Genomic DNA, 22,049 nt, shown 5'->3' with positions numbered 1-22,049 from the left:
AATTAAGAAATCGTCATTTGAGAAAAAAAGCTATCCATTACTGGATAGCCTCTGCTGTCTGTTTAAAATGATGCGCTTGCGTAAGTAACTCTTTCGCATGTTCTGTCGTTAAATCCGTAATTTCCACACCAGAAATCATTCGAGCTATTTCTGTTACTTTATCCTCCATAGTTAAAACAGTAACTGATGTAATTGTCCGATCATTCGCTACCTGTTTTCGAATAAATAAATGTGAATCCGCCATTGAAGCTACTTGAGGTAAGTGCGTAATACAAAGTACTTGCGAGTTTACTGATACACGATAAATCTTCTCCGCAATAGCCTGTGCAACTCGACCACTCACACCTGTATCCACTTCATCAAAAATAACAGACGCAACACCTTGATGCTTAGAAAAAATACTTTTTAAAGCTAAAATAATACGAGATAACTCCCCGCCGGAAGCGACCTTTGAAAGTGGTTTTAGCGGTTCACCTGGGTTCGTTGAAATATAAAATTCCACATGATCATAACCATCCGCCGTCAGTCTTACTGGTGTACCTTCCACAAGAGGTTCTTCTGCATTTCCTTCTCTCTTCATGATTCTCACTTCAAATTTCGTTTTTTCCATATATAATTCTTTTAATTCCTGATGAATGGCATTTGTAAGATGCTCTGCAAGCTCATGACGCATAGTACTTAATAACGTTGCTTCTTGCAGAATAACACTTTCTAATTCCTTTAACTGTTTCTTCGTCGTTTCAATATGAACATCTTTATTTTCAATTGTAAAAATTTCTTGTTCAATTTTATCAGCATACGCTAAAATCTCTTCTACAGTATTTCCATATTTTCTCTTTAACATACGAATTTCATTTAAACGTGTCTCAATTTCATCTAGACGATTCGGATCATATTCCATCATATCGAGCTTTTCTCTAAGTTGATACGCCACTTCTTCTAATAAATAATAGCTATTTGCAATTGAATCATGATTTTCCTGATACACTTCATCTAAATGTGTGATACTCTCCATTTGTCCCATTGCGCTTCTTACATTATCTAATCCTTGTCCGTCAGCACTTAACGAACGATATGCATCACCTAACGCTTTATAAATCTTTTCAAAATTAGAAATTTGCAATCGTTCCTCAATTAATTCATTTTCTTCATCCATCTTTAAATCCGCCTTACGAATTTCTTCATGTTGGAATTGAATTAAATCTAAGCGATGTGCCATTTGTTGTTCATTTTCACTTAACGATTTCAACTGTTTTTTTAATTTCTCGTAGTCAGCGTATACGTTTTGATATATACCTAATTGTTTAACAATACGCTCTCCATCAAAATGATCGAGCATAAATAGGTGACGCTCTTCATTCATTAAATCTTGTGTTTCATGCTGTCCATGAATATCAACAAGCGTTTTCCCAATTTCTTTTAATATACTAAGTGTAACCAGTTTTCCATTTACACGACATACACTCTTTCCGTTTGCAGCGATGTCTCGCTTCAAAATAATCATGCCATCTTCTATTTCTATATCCAATTCTTCTGCCTTTGCAATACATGGATGCTTATCATCTTCAACATAAAATAGCCCTTCTATCTCAGCTTTTTCTGTTCCGTATCGAACAAATTCTGCTGAACCACGGCCACCTACAAGCAAACTAATCGCATCAATAATAATCGATTTCCCGGCCCCTGTTTCACCACTTAAAACCGTTAAACCTTTTTGAAAAGAAATATTTAATGCCTCAATAATAGCAAAGTTTCTAATCGATAATTCCGATAACAATGCCCCATTCACCTCGTTATAAACTAATCCCCTATTAGGGCTTTTCTCAGTTCTTTATTCAAATAGTCATACTATATGTTTTATGTATATATTACTTTTCTAACCCGCTCCATTGTACCAAACATTTGTTTTACGGGTCAATCCACCTATTTTCTTACTTTATTCGAACAAAATATTATATTGCAATTGAAAATACATATTTTTAATCCATAAAAATATCCTGTTTACTTTCCACTTTATAGAGGAAAGTAAACAAGATTTTTTTGTTACAGCATATTTAAGAAACGATCAGAGACAACACCTGTGTCTTCAGGTGTACGGCAAATAATTAAGCAAGTATCATCACCACAGATGGTTCCGATGATCTCATCCCACTCTAAATGATCAATAAGTGCCCCAAGTGAATGAGCGTTACCAGGCAATGTTTTTAGCACAAGCATATGTCCTGCCGTGTCTAATTTTACAAATGAATCCACTAGATTTCGTTTTAATTTTTGCAACGGGTTAAATCGTTGATCTGCTGGCAAGCTATATTTATAGCGACCATCATGTAATGGCACTTTCACTAAGTGCAGCTCTTTAATATCGCGCGATACTGTCGCTTGCGTTACATTAAATCCCTCATTACGTAAAATATCAACTAATTCATCTTGTGTTTCAATTTCTTTGTTCGCAATAATTTCCCTGATTTTAATATGGCGCTGACCTTTATTCATACATTTGCACCTCACACTATCTCTTACCATAGTTTAAACATTGGTATACTTCACTTATTTATGTTAACGTATAATTCGTTACTTGTACACAATTGTTTTTACAATCATTATACAATTACAACAAAAAGAGGAACAACATATGTTATTCCCCTTTTCCTTTTTGTTTTAGAACGTCATGCGCTTCTGTAACAACTTGCTCAACAGAAACTGGAGAATGATTTTCGCCATTCTCACGTTCACCATGCCATTTCAGATGGATTAAAAATTCAATATTACCATCCCCGCCCGTAATTGGTGAGAATGTTAAACCTTCTACATTGTATCCTTCTTTTAAAGCAAAATCGACAATCATTTCTACGACAGCTTCATGTACTTTTCTATCGCGAACGATACCTTTTTTCCCAACTTGCTCTCTTCCAGCTTCAAACTGCGGTTTAATTAACGCTGCTACGTCCCCATTAGGCATTAGCATTGTTTTTAAAACTGGCAATATAAGCTTTAATGATATAAATGAAACATCGATACTAGCAAATTGCGGTAAACCACGTTCTAAATCTGCTGGTGTTACGTAACGGAAGTTTGTTCGTTCCATTACGACAACACGCTCATCTTGACGTAATTTCCACGCAAGTTGATTGTATCCTACATCTAATGCATAAGATAATTTCGCTCCATTTTGAAGCGCACAATCCGTAAAGCCACCAGTTGATGAACCAATATCTATCATAACTTTATCTTGTAAATCAAGATGGAATGTCTCTAATGCCTTTTCAAGTTTATAACCACCACGGCTTACGTACGGCATAACTTGTCCCTTCACCGTAATTTCTGTATCTTGTGGGATTTTCTCTCCTGGCTTATCAAGTCTCATCTCATTTGCATATACAAGACCTGCCATAATGGCGCGTTTTGCTTTCTCACGTGTTTCTATAAGTCCTCGCTCTACTAATAGTACGTCTACTCTTTCTTTTTTTGCACTCATTTGTTACGCCCTTTTTTGTTTTGATGGAATCATTGTATGAATACGGTCTACAACTGCTTCTGTCGTTAAACCAATTTCTTCTAATAATTTTGTTACACTACCATGCTCTATGAAACGATCCGGAATACCCATTCGTTCAATTAATGTACTATGGTACCCATTCTCAGATGCAAATTCAACTACTCCTGTTCCAAAACCACCGATTAAACAAGCTTCTTCAATCGTTAAAATCGGTATATTTTTTCCTAAGAGATCATGTAAATATGCTTCATCCATCGGTTTAATAAAGCGAGCGTTCACTACTTTCACTGAAACTCCAGCTTTTTCAAGACGCTCAGCTGCTTCCATTGCCATTGGTATTGTCGTACCAAACGTTAAAATAGCCGCTTGTGTACCTTCTTTTAACGTTTCCCATGAACCGATTGGAATCGCCTTTAATTCTTCATCCATATGAACACCAAGTCCATTACCACGCGCATAACGTAATGCGATTGGTCCATCTTCATATTGCATCGCCGTATATACTAAATGTTGCCCTTCATTTTCATCTTTTGGCATCATAATTACTATATTCGGCAAGTGACGTAAGAATGAGATGTCAAATACACCTTGATGCGTTTCACCATCTGCGCCTACTAAACCAGAGCGATCGATTCCGATGAAAACATTTAAATTTTGGCGGCATATATCATGAACAACTTGATCATATGCTCTTTGTAAAAATGTTGAATAAATCGCTAAGAATGGCTTCATACCTTGCGTTGCCATACCCGCTGCCATTGTTGTAGCATGCTGTTCTGCAATACCTACATCAATCATACGATCCGGGAATTCTTTTTGGAATTTCTCAAGTTTCGATCCAACAGGCATTGCAGGTGTAATTGCAACGATACGCTCGTCCGTTCTCGCTAGCTTAAGTACTGTTTCACTAACAACAGCACTCCATGCTGGTGCAACTTCTTTCGGTTTAACGAAGTCACCTGATTCAATTTTATAAGGTCCTGTTCCATGCCAAGTTCCTATAACATCACTCTCAGCTGGTTTATAACCTTTTCCTTTTTTCGTAATAACATGAACAAGCACTGGGCCTTTTGTTTTCTTTGCATATTGCAACGTTTCGAATAGCTTTTCATAATCGTGTCCATCGACTGGACCTAAGTATGTAAAGCCTAACTCTTCAAAAAAGACGCCAGATACGAGTAAATATTTAAGACTATCTTTTATTTTCTCTGCTGTCGCAGCAACTTTCCCACCGACTGCTGGGATTTTCTTTAATATATACTCTAGTTCGTCTTTTACCCAATGGTATTTTCCCGCGGTACGTAGACGTCCAAGTACATTATGAAGCGCACCAACGTTTGGTGCAATTGACATTTCATTGTCATTCAAAATAACAATCATGTCTGTTTTTTCATGTCCAATATGGTTCAATGCCTCTAAAGCCATTCCGCCTGTTAAAGCACCATCTCCAATGATTGGTATAACATATTCTTTCGTTTTCTTTAAATCACGTGCTAAAGCCATTCCCATTGCAGCAGATAATGATGTCGAGCTATGGCCCGTTTCCCATACATCGTGCTCACTCTCGCAACGTTTTGGGAAACCACATAGTCCTTGATATTGCCTTAATGTGCCGAATTCTTTTGCACGTCCTGTTAAAATTTTATGTACATAGGATTGATGTCCTACGTCCCATAAAAATTTATCTTTCGGACTATCAAATAATTTATGCAGAGCAATTGTGAGTTCTACTACACCTAAATTAGGTGCAATATGTCCACCTGTTTGAGAGAGCTCTTCAATTAAAAACTTACGAATATCCTCACTCAATCCCTCTAGTTCACTGATAGACATATCTTTCAAAAAACTAGGGTTTTGAATTTGCGTTAGATCCACATGGATCACTCACTTTCATTTCATAATCTGTCAACATGTCAAATACTATAAGAAACATTTACACAACACAAGAAATTCTCTTTTTTATTTTTCATCTTGTTTTGCTATTAACCAGTCTATTGTGCCCTAATCTTATTATAAACCATATTTCTTTAGGCGATGAAAAAAATAGCCGCTAACACGAAGTGATAACGGCAATGTAATCTACATATATTTTTGCCAATAACAAGAAAAGAAAAACCTTTTCCTACATTTATATCATAAAATGATAAATGACTCAACAAATGAAAACGCTGTTATATTAGTTATTACGTTTTGCAATCAAGTCGCAAATAGATACTAGATATTCATCTTGTAATTGCAAGGAGCTGATTGCATCTTTTGCTTTTGCAATTGTGTCTTCTAAAATATCTTTTGCTCTATCTACAGTAAATAACGTTGTATATGTGCTCTTTTCATTTGAAACATCACTACCAATCGGTTTTCCAATCTCTTCTTCGGTTCCTTCTACATCTAAAATATCATCTCGAATTTGGAAAGCTAGACCGATATATTTTGCAAACGTAAGTAAGTTTTTTTCCTGCTCTTCTGTGGCATCAGAAAGTATCGCTCCTGCAAGTACAGCGAATTCAAGCAGTTTCCCTGTCTTATGCTTATGGATATACTCCAATTCATTAATTGTAAGCAATTTCCCCTCAGCTTCCATATCTGCCACTTGTCCGCCAACCATTCCTTCGGGTCCTGCTGCCTTTGCAAGTTCAAGTACAAGTCTTACTTTTTTTTCAGCAGAGATTTCCTTTTGCTCATATGCCATAATTACTTGAAAAGCATACGTCAACAAACCATCTCCCGCTAAAACTGCCATCGCTTCACCAAATACTTTATGATTTGTGGGCTTTCCTCTTCTTAAATCATCATCATCCATACAAGGTAAATCATCATGAACTAATGAGTATGTATGAATCATTTCAAGAGCACAAGCTGCACCTACTCCAAGATTTCTTTCTTTCCCAAACGCTTGTAATGTTGCAAATAAAAGTAACGGGCGGAGACGTTTTCCACCCGCTTCCAAAGAATATGCCATCGCTTCACGAAGTACATTAGGACATTGTAATTCATTTGCATAACTTACAAGTTTCTCTTCTACGAAAGTTTTACTTTCTTTCAAAAAAGTATCAAAAGCGATAGTCACTATGCTTCATCTCCTAAAGCAGTAAACGGTTCAAGCTCTCCATCTTCCCCAAGAATAACTGCCATTTGTTCTTGTACATTCTTCAATTTCTCATCACAAAGCTTCGATAACTCCATACCCTCTTTAAAATAAGAGATTGCTTCTTCTAAAGGTACGTCACCTTGCTCTAGCTTAGAAACGAGATGCTCAAGTTGCGAAATTGCCTCTTCAAAGCTTAATTTATTTTCCATTATTCAATTCACGCTCCTCTATGCCTGATACGCTACAATCTAGTATTCCATCTTGTAATTGAACTGAAACAGCATCTCCAAGGCTCACATCTTTCACACTTTTTAACACTTGCTTCTCTTCACCATATACAAGCCCATACCCTCTCATCATTACTTTAAGAGGACTTAATGCTTCAAGTTTTTGAGCTGCTCTTACGAAGGCAAATTCTTTCGTTTGAAGTAACGTTTGCATTTCACGTTGCAATTGTTTTTGCAACGTTTCAACTGCTACCTTCGTTTGCATAATTTTTTGAGATGGGTGGTGCTTCTCTAAATAAAATGAAAGCTGTTTTAACTGGTTTACTTTTTTATCAATATAGCGCTCTTTCGCTAACACAAGCTGTTCTAATGCTCGATCTAATTGCTCTTCCTTTTGCTCATATACTTGTCTTGGATAACGGAACGCATAAGATTTTTGCAATACTTGTAATTTTTCTTCTTTTTTATGTACTAACTCTCTCATCGCTCTTTGCAATCTGAGAGTTCTTTGTAATACCTTTTCTTGCAACTCTATAATGTTAGGTGCTGCCAGCTCAGCTGCTGCAGTCGGTGTTGGCGCGCGTAAATCTGCAACAAAATCTGCGATTGTAAAATCCGTTTCATGGCCTACTGCCGAAATAATAGGAATTTCACTTTTAAAGATTGCTCTTGCAACCATTTCTTCGTTGAAAGCCCACAATTCCTCAATAGAACCTCCTCCGCGTCCAACGATTAGTACATCTATCTCTCCCATTTCATTCGCTGTACGAATTGCTTGTACAATTGAGGGAGCTGCTGACTCCCCCTGTACAAGTACTGGAAATACAATAACATTTCCAATTGGATAACGACGTTTAATCGTTGTTATAATATCACGAATCGCTGCTCCTGTTGGCGACGTAATCACACCTATTGTTTTAGCATACGGAGGAATTGTTTTTTTATAAACTTGAGAAAACAAACCTTCTTCCTCTAAACGAACTTTTAACTGTTCGTAAGCTAAATGCAAGTTTCCGATTCCATCAGGTTGCATGTCTTGAATATAAATTTGATAAGAACCACTCGCCTCGTAAACAGAGATTTTCCCTTTCACGAGTACCTTCATTCCATTCTCTGGTCTGAATTTAATATTACGATTATGACCCGCAAACATAACCGCTGCAATTCTTGCATTTTCATCTTTCAATGTAAAATACATATGACCACGACTATGATTTTTAAAGTTGGAAATTTCACCTTTTAACCAAACAGACTGCAAATGCGGGTCGTATTCTATTTTTGTTTTTATATAGCGTGTTAATGCTGTAACGGTTAAATATTGTTTCTCCATCTCTCTCTCCTCATAGCCGATTCAAATTATTTACAAACAACACCTGCACGCTTGGCAGATTCAACAGTATTATGAAGAAGCATTGTAATCGTCATTGGACCAACACCCTTTGGAACAGGCGTAATGTAACCTGCAACATCTAATACGTTGTCAAAATCAACATCACCACAAAGCTTTCCTGTTTCTAGGCGATTTACACCAACGTCAATAACAACTGCTCCTTCTTTAATGTAATCAGCTGTTATCATTTTAGGTCGTCCAACTGCTACGATTAAAATGTCCGCTAACTTCGATAACTCTTTCATATTTTGCGTCTTAGAATGACAGTATGTGACAGTTGCATTTTCATTTAAGAACAATTGTCCCACTGGTTTGCCGACAATATTACTTCTTCCAATTACTACAACATGTTTTCCCGAAATATCAAGATTCGTTTCTTTTACTAGTTCTACAATACCATGCGGTGTACATGGAAGGAATGTATCTTGCCCCGTCATCATACGTCCCACGCTGATTGGGTGAAATCCATCTACATCCTTTTCTGGTGAAATTCTTTCAATGATAGCTTTTTCTTCAATATGTTTTGGTAAAGGTAATTGCACTAATATGCCATTAATACGGTCATCGCCATTTAGGCGATCGATTTCAGCAAGCAAACGTTCCTCAGTAATTGTTTCAGGAAGTTCAATTAGCTCTGAATAAATCCCTACTTGTTCACAGCCTTTTTCTTTTCCTTTTACGTAAGAACGAGATGCTGGATCTTCTCCAACTAGAATAACTGCTAATCCTGGTACAATCCCTTGCTCTTTCAACTTCACAACTTCTTCTGTTAATTGTGTTCGTTTTTTCTCCGCAACTTCATTTCCTTTGATGATTACTGCTACCATTTTAAGATTCCCCCTTAAAGAAATTACAGTGTATCTTTTATATTAGATAAAACGCCGTTAATAAAACGACGAGATTCCTCATCCCCAAATGTTTTAGCAATTTCAATTGCCTCGTTAATTGTTACATTGTGTGGAATTTCTTCCATGTATTTCATTTCATACACAGCTACACGTAAAATACTGCGATCAACAATACTAATACGCTCAAGCTTCCACTTTTTTAAATTTTGACGAATTGCTTCATCAATTGCTTCTTTATTTTCTACAAAACCTACAACAAGTGATTCTAGAAACTCATTTGTTTCTTCACCTTCATCTAGCGTATTTTCCACCGCTACTTTCGGTTCTAATTCACCTGTAATATCCATTTGATATAATGCTTGCATAGCTCTTTCTCTAGCCGTCCTACGTTTCATTGTAACTCTCCTTTATGCTTCAAGTCTTTCCTTATGCTTTGTTATATTATTATAATTTATAAGCCGTCAATTCACTTACTCTTACAGTTTTCATTGATTTTCCAACCTTATAATACAATGATAATAACACAATTTATCGTTTCACACACGGGTTACAAGGCTGAAAAATAATAAAAAGATTAACTTCAAGTTCCATATCTTATCACAATGTACGTTTTTTGGAAAAACGAAATATTTTCTTTTTTATTTCTCATTTTTTGAAATAGTATAATAATTAGAGGGTTGTAATTTGTGAAGAAACGAAACGATAAAAAAGATGCCTATGTTACTAGGCACCTTTTTCATTCTTACACTGGTTCGATTTCTGTTTTTTGTGTTTCGAATGTTACGCCAACGATGTGAACATTCACTTCTTTTGGCTCAAGTCCTGTCATTGTAAAGAGTGCTTGGCGAATGTTGTCTTGAATCTTTTGTGCAACAACTGGAATTGCTACGCCAAAATACATTACAACATAAAGGTCAACGATAATATCTTCGTTTGCTAATTCAACCTTTACACCTTTACCATGATTTTTCTTACCTAACTTCTCAACAACATCTGTAGCAAAATTACCACGCATTGCCGCTACGCCTTCTACCTCAGCAGCTGCAATACCAGCAATTACTTCGATTACTTCTGGTGCAATTTCTACTTTACCAAGAGTTGTATCTTGACCCATATCTAACATATGTTCAGCCATGAAAAAAACCTCCTTTAATGTATCACTGCGTCACAAGTTCATGCTCTTCCAAAAATTTCGTATTAAACTCACCTTTTACAAAATCAGGATGATCTAGCAATTGCAAATGGAACGGGATTGTTGTATGTACGCCTTCAATGACAAATTCACTAAGCGCTCGCTTCATTTTTGCAATTGCCTCTTCACGTGTTTTTCCGTGAACAATTAATTTAGCAACCATCGAATCATAGAAAGGTGGGATTGAATATCCCGGATATACAGCTGAATCGACGCGAATACCAAATCCGCCTGGTGGTAAGTACATTTCTACTTTACCTGGAGATGGCATAAATTTTTTGGCAGGGTTTTCCGCATTAATTCGACATTCAATTGCCCAACCATTAAATTGTACTTCTTCTTGCTGTAACGATAACTTTTCTCCAGAAGCAACAAGAATTTGCTCTTTAATTAAGTCCATTCCTGTTACCATTTCAGTAACCGGATGCTCAACTTGAATTCTCGTATTCATCTCCATGAAATAAAAGCTTTTCGTTTTATATTCATAAATAAACTCAACCGTACCAGCACCTGTATAATCAACCGCTACCGCCGCTTTAACTGCCGCCTCACCCATTTGCTTGCGAATATTTTCATCAAGCGCAGGTGATGGACTTTCTTCTAATAGTTTTTGCAAACGGCGCTGAATTGTACAATCACGCTCTCCTAAATGAATGGCATTTCCATGTGCATCTGCCATTATTTGAATCTCAACATGGCGGAAATCTTCAACGTACTTTTCTAAGTATACACCAGGGTTCCCAAAAGCGGTACTAGCTTCTTGCTGTGTAATTTGAATTCCTTTTACAAGCTCTTCTTCATGGCGTGCAACACGAATACCTTTTCCGCCGCCACCTGCAGTCGCTTTAATAATAACTGGATATCCAATTTGATTAGCAAGCTCGATCGCTTCTTCGGTATTTTTAATAATCCCTTGTGAACCTGGTACAATCGGAACCCCTGCTTCTTTCATTGTATCACGAGCAACGTCTTTTGTGCCCATCTTTGAAATAGCTTCTGGACTTGGACCGATAAAAATCAAATTACATTCACGACATAACTCTGCAAAGTCTGCATTCTCTGCTAAAAATCCGTATCCTGGATGTATAGCATCGCAGCCCGTTAACTTCGCAACGCTAATAATGTTTGTCAAATTTAAATAGCTTTCTTTTGAAACCGTTGGTCCTACACAATACGCCTCATCTGCAATTTGCACGTGAAGTGATTCTTTATCTGCTTCTGAATAAATTGCGACTGTTTCAATATCCATTTCTTTACAAGCACGAATAATTCGTACAGCAATTTCCCCACGATTGGCTATTAATACTTTTTTTATCATCACAAAGACTCCCTTATTACGCTTTTACAAGAAATAGCGGTTGTCCATACTCAACAAGCTGTCCATTATTAACAAGAATCTCAACAATTTCGCCATCTACATCAGCATCGATTTCGTTAAATAATTTCATAGCCTCGACAATGCATACGATAGAATCTTTCGATACTCTATCCCCTACACTTACATATGCAGGTGTATCAGGCGAAGAAGAAGAATAGAATGTACCTACCATTGGTGATGTAATTTTATGTAGGTTTTCATTTTGAATAGCTTTCTTCTCTTCTTGTTTTGGTGCTTCCACTTGTGCTGCTGCCACTGTTGTTTCTACTTCAACAGGTGCCACTGGTTGCATAACTTGTTTTGCTACAGGTGCTTGCATCGCAACAACTTCATTACCACGCTTTTTCATTTTAATTGTAGTACCGTCTTTTTTGTATTCAAATTCATCAATATTAGAGCTATCAATTAATTTAATTAATTCACGAACTTCTTGAATTTTAAACATGTAAAATCCACTCCCATACTCTTGTTTGTCCCGTTTTTACAGATACTAAAACTAGATTGGCTGTAAAAATACGATGTATTCTATTAGATAATTCATTTCATTTACTAATAGAAATATTAACTATTCCTATCTTACGATAAATTTTTTAAACATTCCAATTTATTTTTCTTTGTAATAAATCGAAACTCCTGTAAAAATATTATTCCACCAAAAAATTATTACCTAGTAATAATACCAAGTTTCACACAAAATTGGCAAGACCACTTCCTAAAAAACATTCCTTACTTCTCAAAAATACTACACAATACACATACAATTCCCTCTCCACTCTTCACTTCATTTATAGTCAATAACATATTTTTACCAAATATTATTTTTTTGTTTACACACCGTTCATCGTTCCTTCATATAAAAATAGTATGTTCAAAGTGTAGAAAATATATTGTATCGAGGTGTGGACATATGATATGGCTCATTCTCTTCTTACCTGCCGTAATGGTCTGGGCATTTGTTCTCTTCATCCACGTCAAATCTGGGAAAAGTAATCACCACAACCATGAACCGTTAATCTTTTACTCACAGCGTATTTCTCCGTTTCGAGTTGAACATAGTAAAAACAACTTCAAAGATGATATAGAAAAAAGCTATCGAAAATGATAGCTTTTTTCTATTATTATTTTTATCTAACTATTTTGAAGTACATAAAACTTTATTTCTTCCTACCACGTGCATACAATCGCTAATAACCCGTGGGGAATTCCCCACGGGTTAACATTCCATTTATTTTGCTGGTGGATCAAATTTCACACCTACATCTTTTGATCCGCCTTCACTTCTTACAAGCTGTATAATTTTATTCGCTTCTTTTTGTGAATGCTTTGCCGCTTTAACAGTTACTCTAATGTCAGTTCCATCAGCTCTTACAAGGGCATCTTTATATCCACCTTGAGACTTAATTACTGTTTCAAGTAATTCTTGTTTCGTTTCCATTGTAGTAATTGCATCAAAATTATCTTTTGCTTTACTCTTTTCTGTTGCTGAAGATTTTGATGAATTCATTACTTCTTGTAATCTTGCTTTTTGTTCACTTCTCTGATCATCCATTTGCATACGTAAAGCTGTGAAGTTTTCATCACTTGATTGAACTGATACGTTAGCTTCTTTTTACTTGTTTCTTTTTTGGCACTCTCTTTTTTATCTGTTTCTTTATTTGTTTCTTTATTTGGTGTTTCCTTAATTGTATTTTCTTTGTTTGAAGATTCTTTTGTTGTTTCTTTGCTTGGCGTTTCATTTGTTACTGCTTTATCAGTACCTTGTTTTTCTTGTCCAATCTTTTCACCTGTTGTCGGCGATGCTGTATTCATTTTGTCAGGAGTTGTTACATAATAAACAGATAGTACAACCACCAAACTTAACATCGTTAATAACCAAACCGTTTGTTTTTTTAACACTTTATTTCCTCCCTATCAATTTTTCGGTGATACTGAAACGCGATGAGCTGGTACATCTAGCAGCCGTATGACAGCTTCTTTTACCATCGCTTTAACTTGTATGTTATCCACTCCCTTTGCTACGACAAGGACACCTCGCACTTTCGGTTTCTCTGTTCGTAAAACAACGGGAGTTTCTTTATCCCCTTCACGTATAATGACTGTCTTTTCATCAAGAGACTCGTCCTCTACTTCCCTCTTGCCGCCTGCCTTATCTGTTTCACCTGTTGTTTGTGAACGTTTCACTGTATTTTTCTCTAATATTTTTTCTTCTGATGAATCCAAATTCACTTTAATCGTTACATCTTTTACTCCTGCTATTTCTTCTAAAGCTGCTTTTAATTCTTGTTCATACGCTTTTTCATACTTTTCTACATTTGACATACTATCGTTATTTTTTTGTCCGAAAGTTGGTACATCTTTTTCTTGATTTTGAGTTTTTTGTTCTTTAAATACAGGTACTTCTTCTTTTTTACTTGAAAATAAACTACTAGAAAACATAAGCAAAATTCCAAGTATGAGTAGGACAAGTAAAAACTTAGGTGTCACCTTTTTTCCCTTCTCATTGCTTTCTTTTTCATCCCCATTCAATAAGTTTCGAAAAAATGAGAACTTCGAATTTTTATCTTTATTGTCCATTTACTCTACCTGTCCTCCCTTCCATTTGAACTTGGATTTGTTTATTCTCTAGTTGCCACCTGCTTGAAAAGAAATCTTTCATTTCTACATTCGTTTCTTCTACTTTTTTCGGAGGTTCTTTCGTGTTAATTTCAACTGGCTTTACTGTTTCAATTGCATCATTTTTACTACGTTCTTTTTCTTTCAACGTCACAACAACAGATTGAATATCTTTCGCTGACTTTACTTCCGCTGCACTTTCCGCTGCGACTATTTGTATTTCAGAGACTGCCATACCATACTTTTCCTCAAATTCTTTTCCTACTTCTTTTTTCATTTTGGTAGCCATCTCTTCTAAACTATATGCACGTGTTAGAGCTTGTATTTCTTTTTTCTTCGAATCTATTGAATTTTTTACAGATCCTTCTGCCACGTACTTTTCTTCATTAAAATTTGCGATTACTTCATTTACATCTGTTTGCAATAGTTTAAAAAGGGGCGTTAAAATTAAAACAACTAATAATAGACTTACAACGAATTTAACGTACTTTTGCAAATTGGAATTTGGAAGAATAAGATGTAGCATTGTCGCTAAGAGTAAAAAAACGATAATATTTCTAATCCATTCTGTAACAAATTGCATACTCTCCACCCCCTACCGCATCATAAGTGTAATGTTCCCCGCAGCAATAATAATTGTGATACTTAAAAAGAACATAAATGATACGATAGCTAAGCAAGCAAATACGTAAATGATGCTCCGTCCAATGATATCTAAACATTGAATAATCGCTCCGCCTCCAACTGGTTGCAATACTGCTGCTGCGAACTTATAAATAAACGCAATACAAAAGATTTGAATCGCTGGAAAAGCGACAATTAAGCATAGAATGACGAGCCCGATAATTCCGACAGTGTTTTTTAATAATCCTGACGCACTAATAACAGTATCCGCCGCCTCTGTAAACATCCTTCCTACTACAGGAATAAAGTTCCCTGTTACAAATTTAGCAGTTTTCACCGCTATCCCATCAGCAACCGCTGTCGCTGTTCCTTGTACAGATAATACCCCCAAAAAAATCGTTAAAAAGATACCGATAATCCCGACACTAACGTTTTGCAAAAGCTTGGACAATTTCGTAACTTTATATTGATCACTCATCGTACTTACAATACTTAATATCGTTGCAAGTAATAAAAGTGGTAGAACAATATAATTCATAAGAAGCCCACTTGTATTCATCAAGAAAATGATAATCGGATGAAAAAACGATACAGATACAACACCGCCCCCGGTTGCTATGAGCGCAAGCAAAATTGGTAATAGTGCTAGTATGAAATCTACCATTGTTTGTATCGTTTCTCTTGCATATGTCATAACGACATAAAAACTATTTAAAGCGAAAATAATAAGCACCATATATACAACTGCATCAGCAATTTTACTTACACTACTCTTTGAAAAAGCAGATTGCAATGATTGCAACAGTGCACTAAAAATTGTGAGCATAATGAGCGTTCCAAGTAACTTTCCGTTTGCAACAAGCTCGTGAAATAAATATTTTAATAAACCTATCATCCACTCTTTTATAGAGAATTCTTTTTCTCCCTTTACAAACTCCATAAAACTTCCTTTTTGACTCTCTGGTAAGTAGCCTCCATATTTTGTAACAAGCCCGTCCCAAAATTGCTTCACATCTTCAATTCCGAGCTTATCCAATTGTTGATCAACGACGTTTGTTTCTACAGGAGAAGCTTGTACAACAACTGGTAAAGAAAAGAAAAGGAAGCAAGCAAATAGCAGCTTAGCTCCAAACCTCCTCAACATTCACTCCCCCTTATCCCGTTGGTAAAAATCCGAGAATAGTTTCAATTACAACCGTCAAAATAGGAATTGCCATTACGAGAATTAAAATTTTTCCAGCTAATTCAATTTTCGAAGCGATGGCACCTTGCCCTGCATCCTTTGTAATTTGCGCTCCAAACTCAGCAATATAAGCAATCCCAATAATTTTTAATAACGTTTCTACATATACGTTGCTAACTTTCGCTTCACTCGCTACTCTCTCAATCATTTGTAAAATAGCGTGAATTTGATCGATTAAAAGAAGAAACATTACACTGCCTACAAACACAATAAATAATGATGTAATACTAGATTTATGCTGATTTAAAACAGCTGCTAAAAACGTAGCAACGAGGCCTAATCCGACAATTTGTATAATTTCGATTCGAACCGCCTCCTTTACTGGAAGAGAAAGACACTTTTAATCTTGTCGAATAGCGTATTAATTAAAAATGCAACATGAAATAAAATAACGACAAAACCGACAAGGATAACCCAATTTGCAATATCCTCACGCTTTAATTCTTTTAGTACGGTATGAATGAAAGCTAAAACAATGCCGATTCCGGCGATTTGAAATATTAATCCAACATCAATGGACATCGCCTTTCTCCCTCCTATAGCAGTAAAATTACGATAAGTAGTCCTGCTAGTACTCCTAAACTCTTAATCATTTTTTCGTATTGCAGTTGTAATGCTTTCGCTTCTCCTTCTTCTCTCTCCAAATGTGTAATACATAAGCGAATATGTTTTTGTTGAGAGTCGCGATCATGTTGTCCGAGCGTTTCACCAAATTGCTGCAGTATTTCATACTCAGTTTGTTGAAATGCTGTTAACTTCCAGTTCTCTTTCAAACTATCTATCCAAGCTTCTCTTACTGTTTGTTCTCCGTTCTCTAATTTTTGAGCGAAACTTTGAAATATCCAATTTAGTGGCTTCGGCATTTGTTTAACTAATCGCTCAGCGGCTTCGGATAAAGGTGTGTGCCCGTACATAATTTCTGCTTCTAGTGATTGAAGTGCCGCTTTTAACAATCTAAGTTGCCTCGGTCTCTCACTGTACCTCTTAGCGTATGAAAAACCGAAAAAGGTGCTAACTGCAACTATTAACACTGCACCAATTATTTTCACCATACGCCCCCAGCCTTTCTATTTGATAGTACTGGTTTTCCATCTCTATCTTTCACTTGCATAACTGTCCCTGGACCTCTTGCTTTTGACAATTCCACAAACCTATCAAATACACCCAGTTCCAGCACCGCCTGTAACGATGGCCGCTTCACAACATCTTCATAGGAGAATCCATGTGCACTTATGAAAAGCTGAACCCCTGCATGCACCGCCTCCATAATCGCTTCACTATCTTCTTTACGGCCAATTTCATCCACAATTAAAATATCAGGGCTCATAGAACGAATCATCATCATCATGCCTTCAGCCTTTGGACATGCGTCTAGCACATCTACTCGTGTGCCAAATTCATACTGAGGGATTCCTTTCACACAGCCAGCAATTTCTGACCGCTCATCAACAATTCCCACTTTACAAGAAGGGATGTCCGAGGCACTTACCCCTTGACTCATGCAGCGTGCTACATCTCTTAACAGTGTCGTTTTCCCTGTTTGCGGTGGGCCAATTACCATTGTGTTTAACCATCTTGCTTCATACAAATACGGCAAAAGTGGCTCAGCTATTCCTATTTTTTGACGAGCAATACGAATATTAAATGAAGAGACATCACGAATCATTTTCACTGCGCTTTTTTCTGTAATGACTTTTCCAGCTAGACCAATTCTATGTCCCCCTCGAAGCGTTACATATCCTCGTTTCAATTCCTCTTCCATCGTATAAATTGAGAATTGACTTAACTTATTCAATAAGTAAATAGCATCTTCTGCTGTAGTGATATAGTCATAAAAAAATACCTCTCCATGTGCAATACACTCTAGCGGTTTTCCAATTCGAACCCGAATTTCCTCTAAAGTATCATATTGCTTACACCCTTCCACTAACTGTTTCATCGTCTTCGGTAAAACCTCTAATACTTCTTTCATATGCTTCTCCCCACTATACCTGGCTTACTTATTTCAACAACGCGATAAAAATACAGCCGATTCCAAGTGCTAGAAAAAAGAGTTTTAAGAAAGAAATCTCACTTGCTACACTCGCTATCCCAATTGTCATCGTTAAAATTAATACGGTCGGTCCAACAAACGCCAACATACCATTTATAAACAATGCTTTCTTCGCATCATTCACATAAAGCATAAGCAAAGCGGCGAATATTTCCGCGCTACCTGAAAACAACCGAAGTAATCCCATTACAAGCACAGATGTTTCCATTGCCGCTAGCCACTGTTTCATTCTCCCACCTTCTCCCGTAACGGTTACGAATTCTACATTCCAAAAAAGAATATATTTGTACAACCATATGCAGGGGTTGTCTATTTCAGAAGTAAAAACATAATTTTTCTCTACCACCCTCTTTCTATCTGAATATTCTTATTATTAAGCGGTGTTTTATGGTATATTTAATAACAAAAGAGATTATAAACAATGCAGCATATTACTGTATTACCACTCGATTTACGATATGCAAATGAGAAGAGGCAATCTCACATCAGGAGTTGACTCGGCTATCCATACTGGGGAAAAGGCTATAACGAGGAGGTTAAAAAAAGAGATCTTTACAATTGCATTTTTAGACTTACAACTTACATACGTATTCGCTGATGCTAAAACTAGTATTCGTTCTTTAAAAGCACAAGAGAAATTACCTTATACTTCATTGCATGTGGAAGCCGAGTTTTCGGATGAACAAGATGCATTAGAGAAAAAAGTAAAGTCATCTTGTGCACTACATGTCGTATCACACGATAATTTTTTAAATTGGTTGGAATTAAAAATTGAGGAGGAAGTACATGAAGGCATTAAAAATTAGTTTAACGATTGTAGTAGAATTAGCTCTTATTTATCTTTTTTCAATATTGGTCGGTTGGTCATTTATGGATACCTTTTTCCTTGGTAGTTTAGCAATATTTGCAATTACATGGTTAATTATTATGAGTAACTATAGAAATAACAACATGGATCACGCAATAAATAAAACATTAACTGGCGTTGAGACTGGTGAAATAAAACCATTTCAATTCGTTTTCACACCATATATAGCGGGTACTCTTTCACTTGTTTTAATTAGCTTTGTTGTCACCGTGATTTACTACCTTCCCTATTTCCTATAAAAAAAGCACTCGTGATAATCACGAGTGCTTTTTTACTATGCACGAGAAACGTATTTACCTTCACCAGTGTTGATGATAAGCATTTCGCCTTCGTTAATGAAGATTGGTACTTGTACAACAAGACCAGTTTCTAATTTAGCTGGTTTTGTTACGTTAGAAGCTGTATCACCTTTAATACCAGGCTCTGTTTCTGCCACTTGTAATTCAACAGTATTTGGAAGTTCAACACCAAGTACTTCGCCTTGGTAAGTCATAATTGCTACTTCCATGTTTTCTTTTAGGAATTTAAGCTCGCGCTCGATTTGGTTTTCACCAAGTTCGATTTGCTCATAAGTTCCGTTATCCATAAATACGTGAGCCTCACCGCTCGCGTATAAGTATTGCATACGACGGTTTTCGATATGTGCTTTTTCTACTTTCTCACCAGCACGGAATGTTTTCTCTTGAACAGAACCTGTGCGAATGTTACGTAGTTTCGAACGAACGAAAGCAGCACCTTTACCTGGCTTTACGTGTTGGAAATCAAGTACTTGCCAAAGGGCATTATCCACTGAAATTGTTAAACCTGTACGAAAATCGTTTACTGAAATCATGTAAAAAAATCCTCCTGTGTATTACAAAATAATAAGTTCTTTTGGTGATTTCGTAATTACTTCATTACCTTCACTCGTTACAATGATATCATCTTCAATACGTACGCCGCCAATACCTGGAATATAAATACCTGGTTCTACTGTTACAGCCATACCTGGTTCAAGTACTGTATCAGAACGGAACGCTAAACCTGGTGCCTCATGGATTTCAAGACCGATTCCATGACCAGTAGAGTGTCCGAAGTATTCACCGTATCCTTTTTCCGTTATGTAATCACGCGTTAGCGCATCTGCTTCACGGCCTGTTAAACCAGCTTTAATACCGTTCACACCACGAAGTTGTGCTTCTAAAACGATATTATAAATTTCTTTCAATTTATCAGATGGTTCACCGACTGCAATCGTACGAGTAATATCAGAGCAATATCCTTTGTAATAAGCGCCGAAGTCTAATGTAACGAAATCTCCTGTTTCTATCACTTTTTCAGATGCCACGCCGTGCGGTAATGCCGAACGAAGACCTGAAGCAACGATAATATCAAACGAAGAAGATGTTGCTCCTTGTTTTCTCATGAAAAATTCAAGTTCATTTGACACTTCAATTTCAGATACTCCCGGGCGAATGAATGATAGAATATGTTCAAAGGCAGCATCTGCAATCTGTGCAGCTTCCTTTAATATCTTAATCTCTGAATCAGTCTTTATCAAGCGTAACTTTTCTACAAGCCCAGAAGTTGGGATAAATTCAGCATCGATCGCTTCTTTATGAGCTGAATAAGAACTATATGTAAGAGTATCTTGCTCAAAGCCAAGCTTTTGAATTCCTAGTTCCTTCACTTGCTTTGCAACTTCATCGATAATTAATCCTGCATGCTGTACAATCTCATATCCAACAGCTTGCTTAGTAGCCTGCTCTACGTAACGGAAATCTGTAATAAATTGAGCACGATTTTTCGAAATCAGTACAACACCAGCTGTTCCTGTGAAGTTAGCCATATATCTTCGACTATGTTCATTTGTTAACAAGATACCGTCAATACCAGCCTCATCAAATGCACTTCTTAATCTTTCAATTTTCTCCATTACTTTATGCCTCCCTCAATTTCTCCATTAATGCAAATAACGCTAACTTATAGCCATAAAAACCAAATCCAACAATTTGTCCCGCACAAACAGCTGCCGTCACAGATTCGTGACGGAACGACTCACGCTGGTGAATGTTAGAAATATGTACTTCAATGACAGGAATCGAAATGCTCGCAATTGCATCTCGAATCGCATAGCTATAATGCGTAAATGCTCCAGGATTTAAAATGATCCCTTCATATATATCTTCCGCCTCATGAATACGATCGATAATCGCGCCTTCATGATTTGATTGGAAACATTCTAATTCCACTCCCATTGTTTCTGCTTCTTGCTTCATATCTGCTTCAAGTGTCGCTAGCGTGCCCTTTCCATATACATTTACCTCTCTGACACCGAGGCGATTTAGGTTAGGACCGTTTACGAGGAGTACCTTTTTCATATGCTTAAAACTCCTTAATATTAAATATCTATACAACATTTTAACATAGGAGTTACTTATTTGAATAGTTTGTCTTCTCTTCCCCTTCTCGCTCAGCTTTATTGGTATTCACTGCGTAGGAAACAGAGTATGCTATAAACACACCATACAATATAAAAATGCATATCGTCGTCACAATTGTTTCTTTCGGTAAATGGAGTGCACTTTTAATAGCAGGCGCTAGTAACCCCATTCCGAAAAATAGTAACGCCCACCAAAATAGACCGTAAATCATCCCTGGAAGAATCCCTTCAAATTTTGCAAAAAATGCTTTATACAAAAAGGCAATTAAAATCGAAAGAAATCCCATACAAACAATTCCTAACACGTTCCCCCATACCCCTTCCTTCCAACCCCCAAACGCAAATGGTAAAAGGAAATAATTCGGTCCAGCTTCCGTAAATGAAAAAATATGAAGGAAATACCATATCCCTCCCCAAAAGATTCCACCAAACAAACCAATTTGCAAAAAATTCCTCGTTCCTAATTGTTCTTGACTCACATCGACACCTCCGTTCAATAGTATGCCCGAAACTATTTTGAAGCATGTTTAAATACTGCGAAATTTGTCTATAAAAAGAATAAGAAATGTCCGACTCTCGTAACATTTCCCCTTGTCATCTACTTGTA

26 protein-coding genes and 2 pseudogenes are annotated in these 22,049 nt (G+C 36.6%); 3 read left to right on the top strand and 25 right to left on the bottom strand.

All coding sequences use genetic code 11. The features are described 5' to 3' along the window. Positions 1-37: 37 nt before the first annotated feature. The 12 genes from recN to accB all read right to left on the bottom strand — a co-directional run bounded on the left by recN (position 38) and on the right by accB (position 12,064). Positions 38-1,777 (bottom strand): DNA repair protein RecN, encoded by a 1,740-nt coding sequence (recN, locus tag EUC40_RS06190; protein ID WP_071713042.1) that lies wholly within the window; start codon positions 1,775-1,777, stop codon positions 38-40. Between the two features lie 266 nt (positions 1,778-2,043). Next, the gene (gene argR, locus EUC40_RS06185; protein WP_001032581.1) at positions 2,044-2,493 is read right to left on the bottom strand and encodes an arginine repressor ArgR; all 450 of its coding nucleotides are present in this window, start codon (positions 2,491-2,493) and stop codon (positions 2,044-2,046) included. A 142-nt stretch (positions 2,494-2,635) separates the two neighbouring features. Beyond that, a complete protein-coding gene (locus tag EUC40_RS06180; protein ID WP_071713041.1) occupies positions 2,636-3,475 on the bottom strand; it encodes a TlyA family RNA methyltransferase in 840 nt (279 codons plus the stop codon). A gap of 3 nt (positions 3,476-3,478) precedes the next feature. Then, entirely contained in the window at positions 3,479-5,371 is a 1,893-nt protein-coding gene (dxs, locus tag EUC40_RS06175; RefSeq protein ID WP_156574103.1) for a 1-deoxy-D-xylulose-5-phosphate synthase, read from the bottom strand. Positions 5,372-5,672: 301 nt separating this feature from the next. Further along, entirely contained in the window at positions 5,673-6,563 is an 891-nt protein-coding gene (ispA, locus tag EUC40_RS06170; protein WP_156574100.1) for a (2E,6E)-farnesyl diphosphate synthase, read from the bottom strand. Continuing rightward, on the bottom strand, positions 6,563-6,793 hold the full coding sequence (gene xseB / locus EUC40_RS06165) for an exodeoxyribonuclease VII small subunit (protein ID WP_000428423.1): 231 nt from the start codon (positions 6,791-6,793) through the stop codon (positions 6,563-6,565). Before xseB ends, ispA begins: the two co-directional genes overlap by 1 nt. Continuing rightward, positions 6,783-8,141: an exodeoxyribonuclease VII large subunit gene (xseA, locus tag EUC40_RS06160; protein WP_149177247.1), complete on the bottom strand. Its 1,359-nt coding sequence runs from the start codon at positions 8,139-8,141 to the stop codon at positions 6,783-6,785. The genes xseB and xseA overlap by 11 nt, the downstream gene beginning before the upstream one ends. A gap of 26 nt (positions 8,142-8,167) precedes the next feature. After that, positions 8,168-9,028: a bifunctional methylenetetrahydrofolate dehydrogenase/methenyltetrahydrofolate cyclohydrolase FolD gene (folD, locus tag EUC40_RS06155; RefSeq protein ID WP_000226742.1), complete on the bottom strand. Its 861-nt coding sequence runs from the start codon at positions 9,026-9,028 to the stop codon at positions 8,168-8,170. Positions 9,029-9,051: 23 nt separating this feature from the next. Further along, the gene (gene nusB, locus EUC40_RS06150; protein ID WP_000830247.1) at positions 9,052-9,444 is read right to left on the bottom strand and encodes a N utilization substance protein NusB; all 393 of its coding nucleotides are present in this window, start codon (positions 9,442-9,444) and stop codon (positions 9,052-9,054) included. Positions 9,445-9,791: 347 nt separating this feature from the next. Continuing rightward, entirely contained in the window at positions 9,792-10,184 is a 393-nt protein-coding gene (locus EUC40_RS06145) for an Asp23/Gls24 family envelope stress response protein (RefSeq protein ID WP_000807630.1), read from the bottom strand. A gap of 22 nt (positions 10,185-10,206) precedes the next feature. Continuing rightward, on the bottom strand, positions 10,207-11,559 hold the full coding sequence (accC, locus tag EUC40_RS06140) for an acetyl-CoA carboxylase biotin carboxylase subunit (protein WP_071713037.1): 1,353 nt from the start codon (positions 11,557-11,559) through the stop codon (positions 10,207-10,209). 16 nt (positions 11,560-11,575) lie between these two features. Then, entirely contained in the window at positions 11,576-12,064 is a 489-nt protein-coding gene (gene accB, locus EUC40_RS06135; protein ID WP_071713036.1) for an acetyl-CoA carboxylase biotin carboxyl carrier protein, read from the bottom strand. A gap of 462 nt (positions 12,065-12,526) precedes the next feature. On the opposite strand from accB, the gene EUC40_RS06130 reads away from it, so the two are divergent. After that, the gene (locus tag EUC40_RS06130) at positions 12,527-12,721 is read left to right on the top strand and encodes a DNA recombination protein RecO (RefSeq protein ID WP_071713035.1); all 195 of its coding nucleotides are present in this window, start codon (positions 12,527-12,529) and stop codon (positions 12,719-12,721) included. A gap of 123 nt (positions 12,722-12,844) precedes the next feature. Here EUC40_RS06130 and EUC40_RS06125 read toward each other — a convergent pair. The 9 genes and pseudogenes from EUC40_RS06125 to EUC40_RS06085 form a co-directional block, all read right to left on the bottom strand. Next, positions 12,845-13,515: pseudogene (locus EUC40_RS06125) on the bottom strand (SpoIIIAH-like family protein). Positions 13,516-13,530: 15 nt separating this feature from the next. Next, the gene (gene spoIIIAG / locus EUC40_RS06120) at positions 13,531-14,193 is read right to left on the bottom strand and encodes a stage III sporulation protein AG (protein WP_071713033.1); all 663 of its coding nucleotides are present in this window, start codon (positions 14,191-14,193) and stop codon (positions 13,531-13,533) included. Next, positions 14,183-14,815: a stage III sporulation protein AF gene (spoIIIAF, locus tag EUC40_RS06115; protein ID WP_156574098.1), complete on the bottom strand. Its 633-nt coding sequence runs from the start codon at positions 14,813-14,815 to the stop codon at positions 14,183-14,185. Before spoIIIAF ends, spoIIIAG begins: the two co-directional genes overlap by 11 nt. A 12-nt stretch (positions 14,816-14,827) precedes the next feature. Then, entirely contained in the window at positions 14,828-16,000 is a 1,173-nt protein-coding gene (gene spoIIIAE / locus EUC40_RS06110; protein ID WP_000946108.1) for a stage III sporulation protein AE, read from the bottom strand. A gap of 10 nt (positions 16,001-16,010) precedes the next feature. Continuing rightward, positions 16,011-16,394 carry a stage III sporulation protein AD gene (gene spoIIIAD / locus EUC40_RS06105; protein WP_077317075.1) on the bottom strand — a complete coding sequence of 128 codons (384 nt, stop codon included), beginning with the start codon at positions 16,392-16,394 and terminating at the stop codon, positions 16,011-16,013. Between the two features lie 23 nt (positions 16,395-16,417). Next, positions 16,418-16,621 carry a stage III sporulation protein AC gene (gene spoIIIAC / locus EUC40_RS06100; protein WP_000020914.1) on the bottom strand — a complete coding sequence of 68 codons (204 nt, stop codon included), beginning with the start codon at positions 16,619-16,621 and terminating at the stop codon, positions 16,418-16,420. Positions 16,622-16,635: 14 nt separating this feature from the next. After that, positions 16,636-17,151 carry a stage III sporulation protein SpoIIIAB gene (gene spoIIIAB, locus EUC40_RS06095; RefSeq protein ID WP_071713031.1) on the bottom strand — a complete coding sequence of 172 codons (516 nt, stop codon included), beginning with the start codon at positions 17,149-17,151 and terminating at the stop codon, positions 16,636-16,638. Then, positions 17,145-18,071: a stage III sporulation protein AA gene (spoIIIAA, locus tag EUC40_RS06090; RefSeq protein ID WP_071713030.1), complete on the bottom strand. Its 927-nt coding sequence runs from the start codon at positions 18,069-18,071 to the stop codon at positions 17,145-17,147. Before spoIIIAA ends, spoIIIAB begins: the two co-directional genes overlap by 7 nt. A 28-nt stretch (positions 18,072-18,099) precedes the next feature. Continuing rightward, on the bottom strand, positions 18,100-18,381 hold the full coding sequence (locus EUC40_RS06085; RefSeq protein WP_000816054.1) for a YqhV family protein: 282 nt from the start codon (positions 18,379-18,381) through the stop codon (positions 18,100-18,102). Between the two features lie 222 nt (positions 18,382-18,603). Between EUC40_RS06085 and EUC40_RS06080 the strand changes: the two are divergent. Then, positions 18,604-18,958: pseudogene (locus EUC40_RS06080) on the top strand (GNAT family N-acetyltransferase); the annotation flags it as partial. Next, positions 18,939-19,259, top strand: a complete 321-nt coding sequence (locus tag EUC40_RS06075) for a hypothetical protein (protein WP_156574096.1) — start codon at positions 18,939-18,941, stop codon at positions 19,257-19,259. The pseudogene EUC40_RS06080 and the gene EUC40_RS06075, both read left to right, overlap by 20 nt. Before the next feature lie 35 nt (positions 19,260-19,294). Here EUC40_RS06075 and efp read toward each other — a convergent pair whose 3' ends face one another. The 4 genes from efp to EUC40_RS06055 are packed head-to-tail and all read right to left on the bottom strand — an operon-like array spanning position 19,295 to position 21,921. Further along, positions 19,295-19,852, bottom strand: coding sequence for an elongation factor P (gene efp / locus EUC40_RS06070; RefSeq protein WP_000626515.1), 558 nt, complete (start codon positions 19,850-19,852; stop codon positions 19,295-19,297). 21 nt (positions 19,853-19,873) lie between these two features. Beyond that, complete coding sequence (gene pepQ, locus EUC40_RS06065) at positions 19,874-20,935, bottom strand: Xaa-Pro dipeptidase (protein WP_000411051.1); 1,062 nt, start codon at positions 20,933-20,935, stop codon at positions 19,874-19,876. A 4-nt stretch (positions 20,936-20,939) separates the two neighbouring features. Further along, positions 20,940-21,380: a type II 3-dehydroquinate dehydratase gene (gene aroQ / locus EUC40_RS06060; protein ID WP_000757087.1), complete on the bottom strand. Its 441-nt coding sequence runs from the start codon at positions 21,378-21,380 to the stop codon at positions 20,940-20,942. A 52-nt stretch (positions 21,381-21,432) separates the two neighbouring features. Continuing rightward, the gene (locus EUC40_RS06055; RefSeq protein WP_071713028.1) at positions 21,433-21,921 is read right to left on the bottom strand and encodes a YqhR family membrane protein; all 489 of its coding nucleotides are present in this window, start codon (positions 21,919-21,921) and stop codon (positions 21,433-21,435) included. Positions 21,922-22,049: the final 128 nt, after the last annotated feature.

The organism is Bacillus luti (genome assembly GCF_009739945.1).
Lineage (GTDB): Bacteria > Bacillota > Bacilli > Bacillales > Bacillaceae_G > Bacillus_A > Bacillus_A luti.
The sequence above is the reverse complement of the archived record's forward strand: the minus strand, read 5'-3'. Positions and strand labels throughout refer to the sequence as shown.